The 14911-nt window shown below is 72.2% G+C and carries 11 protein-coding genes; 5 read left to right on the forward strand and 6 right to left on the reverse strand.

Annotated elements, in window-relative coordinates:
• Nucleotides 1–71 precede the first annotated feature (71 nt).
• A complete protein-coding gene (locus tag OHA17_RS09595; RefSeq protein ID WP_406505830.1) occupies nucleotides 72–983 on the forward strand; it encodes a phosphotransferase enzyme family protein in 912 nt (303 codons plus the stop codon).
• Between the two features lie 10 nt (nucleotides 984–993).
• On the opposite strand, the gene OHA17_RS09600 is transcribed toward OHA17_RS09595, so the two are convergent.
• Both OHA17_RS09600 and OHA17_RS09605 read right to left on the reverse strand, forming a co-directional pair.
• Nucleotides 994–1719 (reverse strand): 3'-5' exonuclease, encoded by a 726-nt coding sequence (locus tag OHA17_RS09600; RefSeq protein ID WP_406505832.1) that lies wholly within the window; start codon nucleotides 1717–1719, stop codon nucleotides 994–996.
• Nucleotides 1720–1825: 106 nt separating this feature from the next.
• Nucleotides 1826–3061, reverse strand: a complete 1236-nt coding sequence (locus OHA17_RS09605; RefSeq protein ID WP_063801980.1) for an SAV2148 family HEPN domain-containing protein — start codon at nucleotides 3059–3061, stop codon at nucleotides 1826–1828.
• Nucleotides 3062–3385: 324 nt separating this feature from the next.
• Between OHA17_RS09605 and glgX the strand changes: the two genes are divergently transcribed.
• Nucleotides 3386–5506, forward strand: a complete 2121-nt coding sequence (glgX, locus tag OHA17_RS09610; RefSeq protein WP_406505834.1) for a glycogen debranching protein GlgX — start codon at nucleotides 3386–3388, stop codon at nucleotides 5504–5506.
• A 98-nt stretch (nucleotides 5507–5604) separates the two neighbouring features.
• Here the strand turns inward: glgX and OHA17_RS09615 are convergent, their stop codons facing one another.
• The gene (locus tag OHA17_RS09615; RefSeq protein ID WP_406505836.1) at nucleotides 5605–6879 is read right to left on the reverse strand and encodes an MFS transporter; all 1275 of its coding nucleotides are present in this window, start codon (nucleotides 6877–6879) and stop codon (nucleotides 5605–5607) included.
• Between the two features lie 81 nt (nucleotides 6880–6960).
• Between OHA17_RS09615 and treY the strand changes: the two genes are divergently transcribed.
• A complete protein-coding gene (treY, locus tag OHA17_RS09620) occupies nucleotides 6961–9312 on the forward strand; it encodes a malto-oligosyltrehalose synthase (protein ID WP_406505838.1) in 2352 nt (783 codons plus the stop codon).
• Here treY and OHA17_RS09625 read toward each other — a convergent pair.
• Together OHA17_RS09625 and OHA17_RS09630 are read right to left on the reverse strand one after the other, a co-directional pair.
• On the reverse strand, nucleotides 9272–10390 hold the full coding sequence (locus OHA17_RS09625; protein ID WP_406505840.1) for a cytochrome P450: 1119 nt from the start codon (nucleotides 10388–10390) through the stop codon (nucleotides 9272–9274). The two genes, treY and OHA17_RS09625, sit on opposite strands and share 41 nt — an antisense overlap.
• 89 nt (nucleotides 10391–10479) lie before the next feature.
• A complete protein-coding gene (locus OHA17_RS09630; RefSeq protein ID WP_406505842.1) occupies nucleotides 10480–11427 on the reverse strand; it encodes a LysR family transcriptional regulator in 948 nt (315 codons plus the stop codon).
• Nucleotides 11428–11582: 155 nt separating this feature from the next.
• On the opposite strand from OHA17_RS09630, the gene lpdA reads away from it, so the two are divergent.
• Nucleotides 11583–12992: a dihydrolipoyl dehydrogenase gene (lpdA, locus tag OHA17_RS09635; protein ID WP_406505844.1), complete on the forward strand. Its 1410-nt coding sequence runs from the start codon at nucleotides 11583–11585 to the stop codon at nucleotides 12990–12992.
• A gap of 167 nt (nucleotides 12993–13159) precedes the next feature.
• On the opposite strand, the gene OHA17_RS09640 is transcribed toward lpdA, so the two are convergent.
• Nucleotides 13160–13717, reverse strand: a complete 558-nt coding sequence (locus OHA17_RS09640; protein ID WP_053726011.1) for a DUF1707 and FHA domain-containing protein — start codon at nucleotides 13715–13717, stop codon at nucleotides 13160–13162.
• 214 nt (nucleotides 13718–13931) lie between these two features.
• Between OHA17_RS09640 and OHA17_RS09645 the strand changes: the two genes are divergently transcribed.
• Nucleotides 13932–14885, forward strand: coding sequence for a GNAT family N-acetyltransferase (locus tag OHA17_RS09645; RefSeq protein ID WP_406505846.1), 954 nt, complete (start codon nucleotides 13932–13934; stop codon nucleotides 14883–14885).
• Nucleotides 14886–14911 lie beyond the last annotated feature (26 nt).

Genomic DNA, 14911 nt, shown 5'->3' on the forward strand with positions numbered 1-14911 from the left:
CGTCCGTTCGTCAAGACGACCTCCGTGAATGCGAGACTTGGCCGGTAGGAAACGATCACCGGGAGACGATCATGGACGAGGCACGGGCACGCGAACTCCTTGCCGGAGCGGCACTGAGCGACCCCGACGGGCTCGCCGGAGTTGCCGACGCCGAGCTCCTTGCCCTGGGCGAGAACGCGGTCTTCGCTCTGCCCGGCGCCGCACACGCCATGGCGGACGGCCTGGTCGTCAAGGTCGGCCGCGACGCCACCGACCACCCGGAGCTCCTTGAGCGCGCCGAGCGCGAGGTGGCCGTCGCGACCTGGCTCGCCGAGACCGGGGTGCCCGCGGTGCGGGCCGCCGAGCCGAAGCCGAGGCTGGTCGAGGGCCACCCGGTGACCGTGTGGCACCGGCTGCCCCCAGCCGAACGCCCCGCGGGCCCGACCGATCTGGCCGATCTCCTGCGCCGCGTCCACGCCCTGGAGGCGCCCGCCTTCCCGCTGCCCCGCCGTGAACTCCTCGGCGGTGTCGAGCGCTGGCTACGCCTGGCCGGCGACGCGATCGACCCGGCCGACGCCGCATATCTGCGGGCCCGCCGGGACGGCTTCGCGGAAGCGGCCGCGTCGCTCACTCCACATCTGCCGCTCGGTCCCATCCATGGCGACGCCCTCCCCCGCAATGTCTACATCGGCCCCGAAGGGCCGGTCCTGGTCGACCTGGAGACCTTCTCCGCCGACTTCCGTGAGCACGACCTGGTCGTCATGGCCCTGTCCCGCGACCGGTACGGGCTGCCCGCCGAGCAGTACGACGCGTTCGTCACCGCCTACGGCTGGGACGTGCGCGCATGGGACGGCTGCGCGGTCCTGCGCGGCGCCCGCGAGACGGCCAGCTGCGCCTGGGTCGCCCAGCACGCCCCGACCAACCCCAAGGCGCTCGACGAGTTCCGCCGCCGAGTCGCCTCGCTGCGCGACGACGACCCCGAAGTGCGCTGGTACCCGTTCTGACCGCCGGACCTCAACCCCGGGCCGGGGCGGCCAGTTCGCGCAGCGGCCAAGAGCCGTCGATCACCGCGTCCGCCGTGCCCTTCTTGCGCAGGAACTGCTGGAAGTCGGCCGCCCACTCCGCGTACCAGCCGATCTGACGGTCATGCAGTTCCGCGAGGTCGAGCCGCGCCACCTGAGGGTGGCGCTCGGCTATCGCCACGGCCACCCGGGCCGCCGCCAGCGCATCCGCCCCCGCGTCGTGCGCCGCCTCCAGGACCACTCCGTACTCGACACACACCGCTTCGAGGGTGCGCTTCCCCTTGCGGTAGCGGTCCACGGAGCGGTCGATCGTATACGGATCGACGACGGGCCCTATGGCGGCGCCGTCCAGCCGGTCGCTGAGCGAGGGCAGTTGGTGGCGGCGCAGTTCGGCGGCGAGCAGCGTCAGGTCGAAGGCCGCGTTATAGGCGATCACGGGCACGCCCCGGCGCCAGTGGCCGGCCAGGGTCTCGGCGATCTCGTCGGCCACCTCGGCGGCGGGCCGGCCCTCGGCCGTGGCCCGCTCACTGCTGATCCCGTGGACCGCGGACGCCTGCGCCGGGATCCGTATCCCCGGATCCGCCAGCCAGCTACGCTGCCCCACCACGTCGGCGCCCCGCAGTTCGACGATCGCGGCCGTCACGATGCGCGCCTCGCGCGGCTCGGTGCCGGTCGTCTCCAGGTCGAAGCCGACCAGCGGCTCCAGGTGCCAGCTCATGCTGCCCCTCCTTCGTGGTGCTTTCCCCCAGTTGACGACCACCCTCGCACGCGGCACTGACAATCGGCCGGGCGGCCGGAATCCACCCGGGAAAGCTCACCACAATTCAGGACACAGGGCGCGAATCAACCCAGACCGACTCGAACTCCTCGCGGTACGTCTCGAAGAGCCCGTGCTCCACGTCCTGCCCGGGCCGCACCACGCCCCGCCGCCCACCGCCGCGCAGCACGAGCACCGGCGCTTCCATCCCCCGCGCGCGGCGCAGGTAGGACTGGACGACCGCGACGCCGTCCGCACCGTCGCCGTCCACCAGGTAGGCGGTGAAGCGCGGCGTCTCGTCGAAGACCTGGATCTCGAAGGCCCCCGGGTCGCGCAGCCGGGCCCGCACCCGCCGCATGTGCAGGATGTTCATCTCCACCGAGCGGCTCAACTCGCCCTTCTTCAGACCGAGTTCACGCTCGCGGCGCTTGACCGCGCTGCTCGCCGGGTTGAGGAAGAGCAGCCGGACGCGGCAGCCCGACTCGGCGAGCCGCACCAGGCGCCGGCCCGAGTAGTTCTGCACCAGGAGGTTGAGGCCGATGCCTATCGCGTCCAGGCGGCGGGCCCCGCCGAAGAGGTCCTCGGCGGGCAGCTGGCGTTGCAGACGCACCCGGTCGGAGTGGACGGAGACGACATCCGCGTACCGGTCGCCGACCAGGTCCTCCACCGCGTCGATGGGCAGGCGGTGCGCGCCCGGCGCTCCGCCGGCGCCGCCGAGCACGTCCAGGAGCCGCGCCGAGGCCCGCTCCGCCTGGGCGAGCACGGCCTCGTTCAGCGCCCGGTTGCGCGAGACGACGTTGCGGGCCACTTCCAGCTCGTCCAGGGCGAGTTCGACATCGCGCCGGTCGTCCACGTAGGGCTCGAAGCAGGGCCAGTGCTGCACCATCAGCTCCCGCAGCTGCGGGAGGGTGAGGAAGCTGAGCACGTTGTCGTCGGCGGGGTCGAGCAGATAGCCCTTGCGGCGCGAGACCTCGCGCACCGCGACGGCCCGCTGCACCCACTCCTGACCCGCGGGGCCTGCCGCGGCGACCACCCAGTCGTCGCCGTGGACCGGCTCGTAGATCGGCCGCAGCACGGCCGCCACCACGGCACGCAGCCGCTGCTCCACCAGGTTCAGCCAGATATAGGCGCGCCCGGCCCGCTGCGCGCGCGTACGCACCTCGCTCCAGGCGTCCGCGCCCCAGTCCAGCTCCGCCCCGATCTCCATCGGACGTGCGAGGGAGACCGCTCCGGGCGGGATGTCGCCGGACTCCCCCTCATGACCCGTGTCACCAGGGGGCAGCTCAAGACCTCCCGAGCTCACCCACGCACCGCCTTCCGCCCCCCGGCAACCCCAGCGGGTCCGGCCCGCCCTGTACGCCCTTCAACGATCAAGGAAGGGTACTCCGGGAGCAGGAGGCGCTGCAGCCCGATGGCGAGTCGAGTTTCCCAACTGGGCCGAGGATACGGCCTGTTCTGCTGGGCACTATCTGTCGGGGTGAGCTGATTCATAGCGCTTGCGCCGCGTCGCCCGGAGCCGGGTCACCCATTGGCGCACGCGGACGTCCTGGGTGACCGTCGTCTTTTCGGGGAGGATCTGGCCGAACAGCCCCTCAGCACCCCGAGCGGAAGTGGAAGAGTCTTGCCCATGCAGGTATGGCCGGGACAGGCTTACCCACTCGGTGCCACGTACGACGGCGCCGGGACCAATTTCGCGGTCTTCTCCGAGGCCGCCAGTCGGATCGAGTTGTGTCTGCTGCACGACGACGGCTCGGAGACGGCCGTCGAGCTGCGCGAGTCCGACGCGTTCGTACGCCACGCCTATCTGCCCGGCGTGCTGCCGGGCCAGCGGTACGGCTTCCGGGTGCACGGACCGTACGAGCCGCAGAAGGGGCATCGCTGCAATTCGGCGAAGCTGCTGCTCGACCCGTACGCGCGCGCCATAAGCGGGCACGTCGAGTGGAACGAGGCGGTCTACGGCTACCACTTCGGGCGCCCCGACAGCCGCAACGACCTGGATTCGGCGCCGCACACGATGGCCTCGGTGGTGGTCAATCCGTTCTTCGACTGGGGCGACGACCGGCCGCCCCGCACCGAGTACCACCACACCGTGTTCTACGAGGCTCATGTCAAGGGCCTCACCATGCTGCATCCGGAGCTGCCTCCGGACCAGCGCGGCACCTATGCGGCGCTCGCGCACCCGGCCGTCATCGAGCACCTCACCCAACTGGGCGTCACGGCCCTTGAGTTGATGCCGGTGCACCAGTTCGTCAACGACCACCGGCTCGCGGACGCCGGGATGTCGAACTACTGGGGCTACAACACCATCGGCTTCTTCGCCCCGCACAACGCATACGCCTCGTGGGGCGACCGCGGCCAGCAGGTCCTGGAGTTCAAGCAGGCCGTGCGGGCGCTGCACGAGGCGGGCATCGAGGTCATCCTCGACGTCGTCTACAACCACACGGCGGAGGGCAATCACCTGGGTCCGACCCTGTCCTTCCGGGGCCTGGACAACACGCAGTACTACAGGCTCGCCGACGACCTCCGTTACTACGAGGACACCACAGGGACCGGCAACAGCCTCCTCATGAGGTCGCCGCACGTCCTGCAGCTGATCATGGATTCGCTGCGCTACTGGGTGACCGAGATGCATGTGGACGGCTTCCGCTTCGACCTCGCCGCGACGCTGGCCCGCCAGTTCCACGAGGTGGACCGGCTCTCGTCCTTCTTCGACCTGGTCCAGCAGGACCCGGTGGTCAGCCAGGTCAAGCTGATCGCCGAGCCGTGGGACGTGGGCGAGGGCGGCTACCAGGTCGGCAACTTCCCCCCGCTGTGGACGGAGTGGAACGGCAAGTACCGCGACACCGTACGGGACTTGTGGCGCGGCGAACCGCAGACCCTGGCCGAATTCGCCGGGCGGCTGACCGGCTCGTCGGACCTGTACCAGGACGACGGGAGGCGGCCGCTGGCCTCCATCAACTTCCACACCTGCCACGACGGCTTCACCCTCAACGACCTCGTCTCCTACAACGACAAGCGCAACGACGCCAACGGCGAGGGCAACCGGGACGGCGAGAGCCACAACCGGTCCTGGAACTGCGGCGCGGAGGGCTCCACCGACGACGACGAGGTCAACGAGCTGCGCGCCCGCCAGATGCGGAACTTCATCGCCACCCTGATGCTGTCCCAGGGCGTGCCGATGCTCAGCCACGGCGACGAGTTCGCCCGCAGCCAGGGCGGCAACAACAACGCGTACTGCCAGGACAACGAGCTGTCCTGGGTGCACTGGCCGGATCCCGGCGACGACCCGGACGGCACGCTCCTCTCGTTCACCCGGGCCATGGTGGGGCTGCGCCGGGACCACCCGGTCTTCCGGCGCAGGCGCTTCTTCCACGGCCGCCCGGTGCAGGGCACGCACGACGAGCTCTCCGACATCGCCTGGTTCACCCCCGAGGGCGAGGAAATGGCCGACCGGGACTGGCAGTCGGCGAGCGCGAAGGCACTGTCGGTCTTCCTCAACGGCAACGCGATCTCGGAGCCGGGACCGCGGGGCGAACGGATCGGCGACGATTCGTTCCTGCTGATGTTCAACGCCAGCGCGGAGGCGATCGACTTCGTCGTGCCGGTCAATCACGGCCGGCAGTGGCAGGTGGTCGTGGACACCGCGCGGCCCGAGGGGGTGCCGCCGGGCGAGGGTCCGAAGGCGGCGGCGGGCGAGCGGGTCGGGCTCATCGGCCGGAGCATGACCGTGCTGCGGCGGCCCGCGTAGCGCGCCCACGGGGCCCCTCAACCGCCCTGACCTGCGCCGGAGTTCGATTGTCAGTGGGCTCCGGCACAGTGGGGGCCATGAACGCGACCACTGTCCGGTCAGCTGTCGACGCAGCTGTCGACCGGAGTCCTCGGGGCCGCCGCGACGCCGGTGACGGCATCCGCGGTGGCCGCCTGTGCCCGCCGTCCGCCGAGCCCGCGCACGGACCACGAGCACACCGCGCAGAGCGCCCCAGCCACCACCATCACGGCGAACGCGGCGACCGCGCCGTGGTCCTGCGCGAGCCGTCCCGACAGCGCGAGCGCGAGCGCCTGGCCGCCGACGACACCGCTGGTCAAGAACGCCATCGACTCGGCGAGCCGGTCCCTGGGCACCAGGCGCTCGGTCAGCCCGAACACGGTGATCAGATGGGGCGCGTACGCCACCCCGAGGACGATCACTGTGGCGTACAGGCCGACCAGTGTGTTGACGAAGAGCATCGGTACGGAGAGCACGACCAGCGCCGCGGTGGCGATCCGCCACCGGACCGGCAGCGCGAGCCGCTCCGGCACGGCCACCATGGCGAGCCCGGCGGCCGCGCTCATCACGCCCATGGCCGCGTACACGAGCCCGGTCTGCGAGGGCCGGCCGAGCTGCTCGGTCAGGGCCGTGATGCCCGCCTGCGAGGCGCCGAACATGGCGCCCTGGAGGGCCATCGTGGCGCGCAGCGCGTACACCGCGCCGGGCAGCCGGGTGCGGGCGGCCCCGGTGCGCCGTGCGGCGGTCACCTGACGCGCCGTCGGGTGCAGCGCGAAGGCCGTGCCGCAGACGGCGAGCAGGGCCGCGGCCGTCAGCAGTGCGGCGGCCGGGTGGGCGAGGGCGGCGGCCAGGCCCACGAAGGCCGGGCCGAGCACGAAAGAGATCTCGTCCAGGGTGCCTTCGAAGGAGAGCGCGCCGGCCACGGTCCGCTCGTCGGCGCCGGCCCGGTGCGCGAGGGCCACGGTCCGGCTCCGGGCGAGCGGCCCGACCTGCGGGACGCTCGCCCCGGCCAGGGCGCCGAGCAGGGCCAGCCAGCCGGTCGCGAGGTGAGAGAGAGCGGCAAGCACCAGGCCGGTCACGGCGCCGGCATTGGCGAGCGCCGCCGCGAGCACCACGACGCGCTGTCCGTACCGGTCGGCGGCGCGCCCCAGGAGCGGGCCCGCGACGGTCTGCCCGGCGGCCAGCGCGCCTCCGGCGAGCCCGGCGGTCGCCAGGCTGCCGCTGGTCTCGGCGACCAGCAGGACGCTGCCCAGCTGGCACATGGCGGTCGGCAGCCGTCCGAGGAAGGAGATCACTGGCAGTACGGGCCCCGTCAGGGCGAGCACCTTGCGGTAAGTCTGAGCGGATCCGGCCATCAGGCGAAGCTAACGCGGCCGACCGGGGCATACGCATGGGCCGAAGGCACAGAAGCCGCCCGCCGGGGTACGTACGTTCATATGACGCCGCCCATCGCGACTTACCGGCTCCAGCTCCAGCCCGGGTTCCCGTTCGCCGCCGCCGAGGAGGCGCTGCCCTACCTGGCGGAGCTCGGAGTCTCGCACCTCCATCTGTCACCGGTCCTCGAAGCCGTGCCCGGCTCGACGCACGGATATGACGTCACCGACCACGCGAAGGTACGCGAGGAACTGGGCGGCGAGTCCGGGCTGCGCCAACTGGGCGCAAGGGCAGGAGAGTTGGGGCTCGGCCTGATCCTCGACATCGTGCCGAACCACATGTCGGCGGCCGCGCGCCACAACCGGCAGCTGTGGGACGTGCTGCGCGCCGGCCCCTCCTCGCCGTACGCCTCATGGTTCGACATCGACTGGGCGGCGGGCGACGGCCGGGTCCTGCTGCCGGTGCTCGCCGGCCCGCTGGGCGCGGAGCTGGACCGTCTGACGGTGGACGGCGGCGTACTGCGCTACGGCGAGGAGTGCTTCCCACTGCGTGCGGGCACGGCGGGCCTGCCTCTGCCGGAGCTGCTCGACGCGCAGTTCTATCGGCTCGGCTGGTGGCGGCTTGCCAGGACCGAGCTCAACTACCGGCGCTTCTTCACGATCGCGGAGCTGATCGGCCTCCGGGTGGAGGACGAGAGCGTCTTCGACGCGACACACGCCAAGATTCTGGAGCTGGTCCACGACGGCGTGGTGGACGGGCTGCGGGTCGACCATCCGGACGGTCTCGCGGACCCCGAGGCCTATCTGCGCCGGTTGAACGAGGCTACGGACGGCCGCTGGACGGTCGTCGAGAAGATCCTCACCGGCGACGAGCGGCTGCCGGCGGGGTGGGCGGTCGCCGGGACGACCGGCTACGACGCGCTGCGCCACATCGACGGCCTGTTCACCGATCCGGCAGGTGTGGATCAACTCCTTTCCATATATGGAGAGTTCACCGGGATGAGCGGTGACCGGGGCGGGCGCTGGGGGCCGACGGTGCGGCGCGCGGCGTACCGGGTGCTGACCCATGAGCTGGTGGCCGAGACCGAGTACCTGGTGCGCCTGGCGCAGCGGATCTGCTCGACGGGCGGCCCCGAGCTGCGCGACCACGCCCCGTGGGCGCTGCGGCTCGCCCTGCGGGAGCTCCTTGTCCGCGTCCCGGTCTACCGCCCCTACCGGTTCGGGGCGGAGCTGGCGCTTTCCGCCCCGGCGGCCCTGGAGGCGAAGGCGGCCTTCCCCGTCGCGGAGGAGTCCGCCGCGGTGGACCTGGTGCGGGACCTGGCCCTCGGCCGGCTCGGCGACAGCCCGGAGCGGGACCGGTTCCGTACGCGCTTCGCGCAGACGTCGTCGGCGCTGCACGCCAAGTCCGTCGAGGACACGGCCTTCTACCGGTACACGCCGCTGCTCTCGGTGAACGAGGTGGGCGGGGATCCGGGGCGGCCTTCGGTGGAGCCGGACGAGTTCCACGCGTTCTGCGCCCGGCTCGCCCGCGACTGGCCGAGCACCGGCACCGTCCTGTCCACGCACGACACCAAGCGCAGCGCGGAGGTGCGGTCTCGTATCGCGGTGCTTTCCGAGTGTCCGCAGCGGTGGGCGGCGCTGCTCGACCGGGTCGCCGGGGTGCGGGCGCCCGATCCGCATCTCGCCTGGGTGACGTGGCAGACCTCGCTCGGGCTCGGCGGGCTGCCGGAGCCGGACCGGCTGGCGGCGGCTCTGCTCAAGGCGGTGCGGGAGGCCGGTCTGCACACGGGCTGGACGGAACAGGACCCGGGCTACGAGAAGGCGGTGAGCGACTTCGTCGAGGCCGGGCCTGGCGGTCAACTCGCCTCAGTCGTAAGGCAGTTCACGCAGGAAGTCGAGGCCGCAGGGCGGGCCAACAGCCTCGGGGCCGCGCTGCTGCATCTGACGATGCCGGGGGTGCCGGATCTCTACCAGGGGACGGAGGCCGAGTACGCGGCGCTGGTGGACCCGGACAACCGGCGCCCGGTCCGGTTCGACCGGGCCGCTCTGGCCGACCCCGGCGACAAGCTCGGGGTGACCCTGGCGGCGTTGCGGCTGCGGCGCGAACTCCCCGAAACATTCGGCGAATCCGGCACCTACGGGGAGCTGGCCGCACACGGCCCGCGCGCCGGTCACTGCGTGGCGTTCTGCCGCTCGGGCGAGGTGGTGACGGCGGTGACCCGGCTCTCGCTGCGGCTCGCCGAGGCGGGCGGCTGGGCGGGGACGGAGCTGCGGCTTCCGGAGGGCCGATGGGCCGATGTCCTCAGCCCGGGGCGGCAGTTCAGCGGGGCGGTGGCGCTGGGCGAGCTGTTCGCACCGTTCCCGGTCGCCCTGCTCAGGCGGGCCGTACGAGGAGGCGGTGAGGGGACCGGGTGAGCAGTCCGCTCTCGGCCGGCGTGAAGGCGTCGGCCCTGCGCAGCCCGGGCATGGCGGTGAGCAGGGCGTTCACGGCGCACTCCGCCTGGAGCTCGGCGACCCGGGCGGCCGGGCAGTCGGCGGGTCCGAGCGCGAGCCCGCCGGTCGCGGTGCGGTGCAGATCGAAGCGGTCGGGGTCGGGGAACCGGTCGGGGTCCCGGTTGGCGGCCCCGACGAGCAGCGCGACGGAGGCCCCGGCCGGGACAGTGCCGCCGGATATCGCCAGGTCACGGACGGCTCGGCGCAGCACCACATGGACGGGAGGATTGCGCCGAAGCGATTCGTCCCAGGCCTGCCCGATCAGCGCCGGAACCGCCTTCACCAGGTCCAACTGCTCAGGATTGTCCAGGAGGTTGGCCATGAGCGAGGCGAGCGCCCGGCCGGTGAGCGCGGCCTGGTCCGCGCTGCGCGCCGCGAGCAGGGCGACGCCGGTGCCGCCCCGGCGACGGCCGAGGTCGGTCGCGGCGGGGGCCTCGGCCCGACTGCGGTCCGGGACGGCGCCGGAGCGGCCCGTCACCGCCCCGTAGGAGAGTCCGGTCGCCGCGGCGATCGTGCCGGTGGGCAGCCAACGGCAGAACTCCTCGACCAGATCGGCCTCCTCGCGCCCGGCGAGCCGGCGGGCCAGCACGTACGCGGTGCGGGCGCACACCTCGCGCAGCAGCGCGAACGCGCTCTCGGGCGCCGCGTACTCCTGGGCGCAGCGCACCGTGCCCGGTCCGCAGCAGGGCCCCCCGCGGGGTCCGACGAGGCCGGGGTCGCCGAGCGCGGGGGCGACGTCCGCGTACCGGCTGACCAACCAGGCCCCGAGCCTGCCGTCCCACAGCAGGGGGTGCTCCTCGCGCAGGGTCCGGTAGAAGGCGTACGGGTCACGGCAGGCGACGGACCCGAGCAGCGAGAGCGTCTCGGGTGACGAGGCGAGGGCGGGGGCGAGGGCCGAGGCCGCTGCGGGCGAGGAGAGGAGGGCCGGGGCCAGTGCCGCCTCGGGTGAGAGCGCGAGGGTCGCGGTCGGCGCGGCCTCGGGAGGCTCGACGGTCGTCATGGCGCGCCTCCCCGGTCGGCGCCCGGCGGGCGCGCGGTCGTGCGGCTTCGAGAGGTCCCGCCGGGCGCCGCCGGGCCCGGTGACTGCTCTCAGCGGACCACCTCCGCCGGGCAGTCGCGATCGGCGTTGGGCCGTACGGGTGAGATGTCGCCGGTGCCGTACGGCGCTGACCTGCGCAGCAGCTCGGTGAAGTCGGCCGCGGCGCCGGCCGGCTCGACCCGCGAGAACACGGTCAGGGCGCGCTTCCAAGTGGGGTCGACGGAGAGCAGCACGCAGTCCTCGCCGATCCCGCCGCGTACGACGTGGGTGGGCACGGCGACCACGCCGACCCCGGCCGCCGCCATCCGTACCGCCGTCGAGGTGTGTTCGGTGCGCACGACGGTGCGCGGGGTGAAGCCGGCCCGCTCGCAGACCAGGTCGAGGAAGGGGCGGCCCTCGATGACGGGCTCCATCGCGCACCGCACCCAGGCGTGGTCGGCGAGCTCTTCGAGGCGCACCGTGGAGCGGCTCGCCAGCGGATCGTCGAAGGCGACGACGAGCCCGATCTCCTCCTCGCCGACGGGGATGACGGACCCCTCCCAGTGCTTGGGTGGCGGGCCGACCGCCAGGTCGGCGGCGCCGCGTTCGAGCGACTCCTCAAGGGCCTCGGTGGTGGCGTACTCGTGGAGGAGCAGCCGCACGCCGGGGTGGGTGCGCCGCCAGCGGGCGAACGCCTCGGGCAGCACGCCGACGGCGACCGAGTGCACGGAGGCGATGTGCAGTTCGCCGCCCTCGGAGCCGGCCGCCGCGCGGGCCGCGCGCCGGGCCTGGAGCGCGCTGCGCACCGCGAGCCGGGCGTGCGGCAGGTAGGCGCGGCCCATGGGGGTGAGCCGCACTCCACGCGGCAGCCGTTCGAGGAGCTCGCCGCCGACGGACTTCTCCAGCGCCTTGATCTGATGGGACAGCGCGGGCTGGGTGACGTGCAGCAGCTCGGCGGCGCGGGTGAACGACGTCTCCTCGACGACCGTGACGAAGTACTCCATCTGCCGCAGGCTCACGCCGGGCCCCCCTGATCAGACCGGTCTCGCGCGCCCCCTGCACGCCATAAGCATTGTGCATCGCCCTCACAAGAACATTGCCTTGGACTTATGGCAGAGGCCGGACGGAGGCTTGCCCCATGACGACGCATGTGACTGAGCCCCAGGATGAACTCGTGACCGACAACGCTGTGGCCGATGTGATCGTGATCGGTGGCGGCACCGGCGGGTATTCGACCGCTCTGCGGGCCGCCGCCCTCGGCCTGAAGGTCGTGCTCGCCGAACGCGACAAGGTCGGAGGCACCTGTCTGCACCGCGGCTGCATCCCCAGCAAGGCGATGCTGCACGCCGCCGAGCTGGTGGACGGGATCGCCGAGGCGCGGGAGCGGTGGGGGGTGAAGGCGAGCGTGGACTCGATCGACTGGCAGGCCCTGGTGGCGACCCGCGACGACATCGTCTTCCGCAACCACAAGGGTGTCGAAGGTCATCTGGCTCATGCGAACGTCGAAGTGCTGCGCGGCGGCGCCCGGTTGACCGGGCCCCGAAGCGTATTCATCGAGGGGTACGGGAACTTTGTGGCCCGGCGCGGCATTGTGCTCGCCACGGGTTCGAGGCCCCGCATGCTGCCGGGCCTCGAAGCGGACGGACGGCGCGTGGTCACCAGCGACGACGCCCTGTTCGCCCCGGGACTTCCGCAGTCCGTACTGGTCCTGGGCGGCGGCGCGATCGGCGTCGAGTACGCCTCGTTCCACCGGTCGATGGGCGCCGAGGTCACGCTGGTCGAGGCCGCGGACCGGCTCGTACCGCTCGAAGACGCCGATGTCAGCCGCCACTTGACGCGCGGCCTCAAGAAGCGCGGCATCGATGTGCAGACCGGCGCCCGCTTCCTGGACGCGAGTGTCCTGGACGACGGGATACGCGCCTCGGTGCGCACCGCGCGCGGTGAGATCCGCGCCATCGAGGCCGAGCGGCTCCTGGTCGCGGTGGGCCGGGCGCCGGTCACCGACGGGCTCGGCCTGGCCGCGGCCGGACTCGCCGTCGACGAGCGGGGCTTCGTCGCCCCGGCCGACTGGGCCCGGCTCGAAACCGCGGTCGCCGGCATCCACGTGGTGGGCGATCTGCTGCCGCCTCCCTCCCTCGGTCTGGCCCACGCCTCGTTCGCGGAGGGCCTGTTGGTCGCCGAGACGCTGGCCGGGGTGGCCTCCGCGCCCGTCGACTACGCGGCGGTGCCCCGGGTCACGTACTCCTCTCCGCAGACCGCGTCGGTGGGGCTGACCGAGGCGGACGCCCGCAACCGCGGGCATGACGTCGTGGTCAACACGATGCCGCTGACGGCCGTCGCCAAGGGCATGGTGCACGGGCAGGGCGGAGTGGTGAAGGTGGTCGCCGAACGCGCGGGGCAGGTGCTCGGCGTCCATCTCGTCGGCCCGAACGTGTCCGAGATGATCGCCGAGAGCCAGCTGATCGTCGGCTGGGACGCCGAGCCATCGGACGTGGCCCGTCACATCCACGCCCACCCCACGCTCTCGGAAGCCGTCGGCGAAACCTTCCTGACGCTGGCCGGGCGCGGCCTGCATCAGCAGTGAGGGCCCCAACTCCCGCCCATGACAGCCCAGTTGTCCGGCCGGTGGGACGGGCATGACGCACCCGGGGTTGATCGTTCATACCCGCCATGATGGGCCGCCCCACTGACAACGTCCTTTGCGAACGGTATTCGCCCAGGTCAAAGGGGGGTGCAAGAGGACAGCAGGGCTCAGTGCGTGGCGAGCCGGAAGGCCATCCGGCCGAAGCTGACCTGGTCCCCGTCGGCCACGGCGACCGCCCCCGTCACCCGGCGCCCGTTGACACAGGTCCCGTTGGTGGAGCCGAGGTCGCGCAGCTGCCACATCCCGGACTGGAAGACGAGCTCGGCGTGCACGCGCGACACCGTCTCGTGGCTCAGGCGGAGCCCGTTGGAAGGGTCACGGCCGATCCGCAGCGGATACGGGCCGGGCACCGGGAAGAGGAGCTTGGGCAGCCGCTCGGTCTGCCAGGCCCTGCGCAGCGAGACGGAGAACTCGGAGACCCGGCTGACCGCGCCGAACACCGCCTTCGACCAGCGGTTTCCGCCGCTGTCCAAGTCGGCGGTGAGGGCGACCAGTTCGTCGGAGCGGCGGGCGGCCAGGGCCAGTTCCATCCGGCGCAGGAAGGTGTCGTGCGACAGCTTGCCCTCGGCGGCGCCCTCGCGCAGCACCTCCAGCACCCGGTCGCGCTCCGCGTCGGAGAGCCGCGCGGGCGCCGAGGAGGTCTGGAATTCGAAGGAGGGCGTCACATCAGCGATTGTCCTTCCACAAGGCCATGAGTGTCCAGCAGACGGTCGCCCTCCCAAGGAGGCTCGCGGTTCACCACCGCCCCAGCTCTGACCTGGGACGCAGAGGCATCGGTCGCCGCAATTCCCTTGTCGGGCGGCCCTCGAATTCCCTTGTCGGGCAGCCCTCGTGCCCTGTTAGGGTCTGCCGACTCGTCAAACCTCTGAGGGGACCCTCTTGCAGAATTCCGCGTCGGACATAACCCTGCGTCCGCTCGCCGGGCCCGAGGAACTCGGGCTCTTCCAGCAGCTTTCCTACGTCCTGGACCACGAACTCCAGGACGATCTGGCCACCGGCCGCCGCATCCCGGCCTGGATGTGGGTGGCCCTGCGCGACGACCGCGTACTGGCGCGCATCGCCTGGTGGGCCCCGAAAGACGGCGATGCGCCGCAGAGCCTCGACTTCTTCGACGTCGACGACGCCCTGCCCGCGGCCGAGCGGCACGAGATCGGCCTGCGCCTCCTTGAGACCGCGACCGCCGAGGTGGTGCCCGCAGATGCCGAGCGCCCCGAGTACGGCCGCTTCGTGCCTGGCAACTGGCGCGAGGACCCCGCCGCCCACGAGGTCGTCGAGACCCGGCTGAACATCGTGGCCGCCTCCGGTGCGACCCCGCTCGTCGAGCGGCTGCGCCTGGAGTGGCGGCCCGGCACGCCGCTTCCCGCGGCCTCCACGCGGCTGACGTTCCGTCCCGCCACCGACCGCGAGGAGCTCATCTCCCTGATGACACTCGTCGTGGAGGGCTCGCTCGACGAGCACACCCGCGAGGAACTGCTCACCATGACCCCGCGCGAGTCCGCGGAGCTCATGTACGAGGAAGAGTTCGAGTCTTTCAGGACGCCGCGCGAGTGGTGGCGGATCGCCGAGCTCAAGGACGGCGGCGAGCCCGTCGGATTCGTGATCCCGGCCCGCAACAGCTACAACCCGATCATCGCCTACATCGGGGTGCTGCCCGCCCACCGCGGCCACGGCTACATCGACGACATCCTCTCCGAGGGGACACGCGTCCTGGCCGAACAGGACGTGCCCCGGATCCGCGCTTCCACGGACCTGCCCAACGTCCCCATGGCGAACGCGTTCGCCCGTGCGGGCTACGTCGTCTTCGAGCGCGCGATCAACATGATCTGGAAGTAGTCACGAATTGCGGGCGTGTCCCCCTC

Source organism: Streptomyces sp. NBC_00212 (assembly GCF_045206365.1).
Classification (GTDB): Bacteria; Actinomycetota; Actinomycetes; order Streptomycetales; family Streptomycetaceae; genus Streptomyces.

What these genes read in the sequence shown, in the direction of transcription:
- OHA17_RS09625 (WP_406505840.1), bottom strand. Translation starts at nt 10,390, where the DNA reads ATGACGACCGTCGAGCCTCCCGAGGCCGCGCCGACCGCGACCCTCGCG.
- OHA17_RS09600 (WP_406505832.1), bottom strand. Translation starts at nt 1,719, where the DNA reads ATGAGCTGGCACCTGGAGCCGCTGGTCGGCTTCGACCTGGAGACGACC.
- OHA17_RS09595 (WP_406505830.1), top strand. Translation starts at nt 72, where the DNA reads ATGGACGAGGCACGGGCACGCGAACTCCTTGCCGGAGCGGCACTGAGC.
- glgX (WP_406505834.1), top strand. Translation starts at nt 3,386, where the DNA reads ATGCAGGTATGGCCGGGACAGGCTTACCCACTCGGTGCCACGTACGAC.
- treY (WP_406505838.1), top strand. Translation starts at nt 6,961, where the DNA reads ATGACGCCGCCCATCGCGACTTACCGGCTCCAGCTCCAGCCCGGGTTC.
- OHA17_RS09615 (WP_406505836.1), bottom strand. Translation starts at nt 6,879, where the DNA reads ATGGCCGGATCCGCTCAGACTTACCGCAAGGTGCTCGCCCTGACGGGG.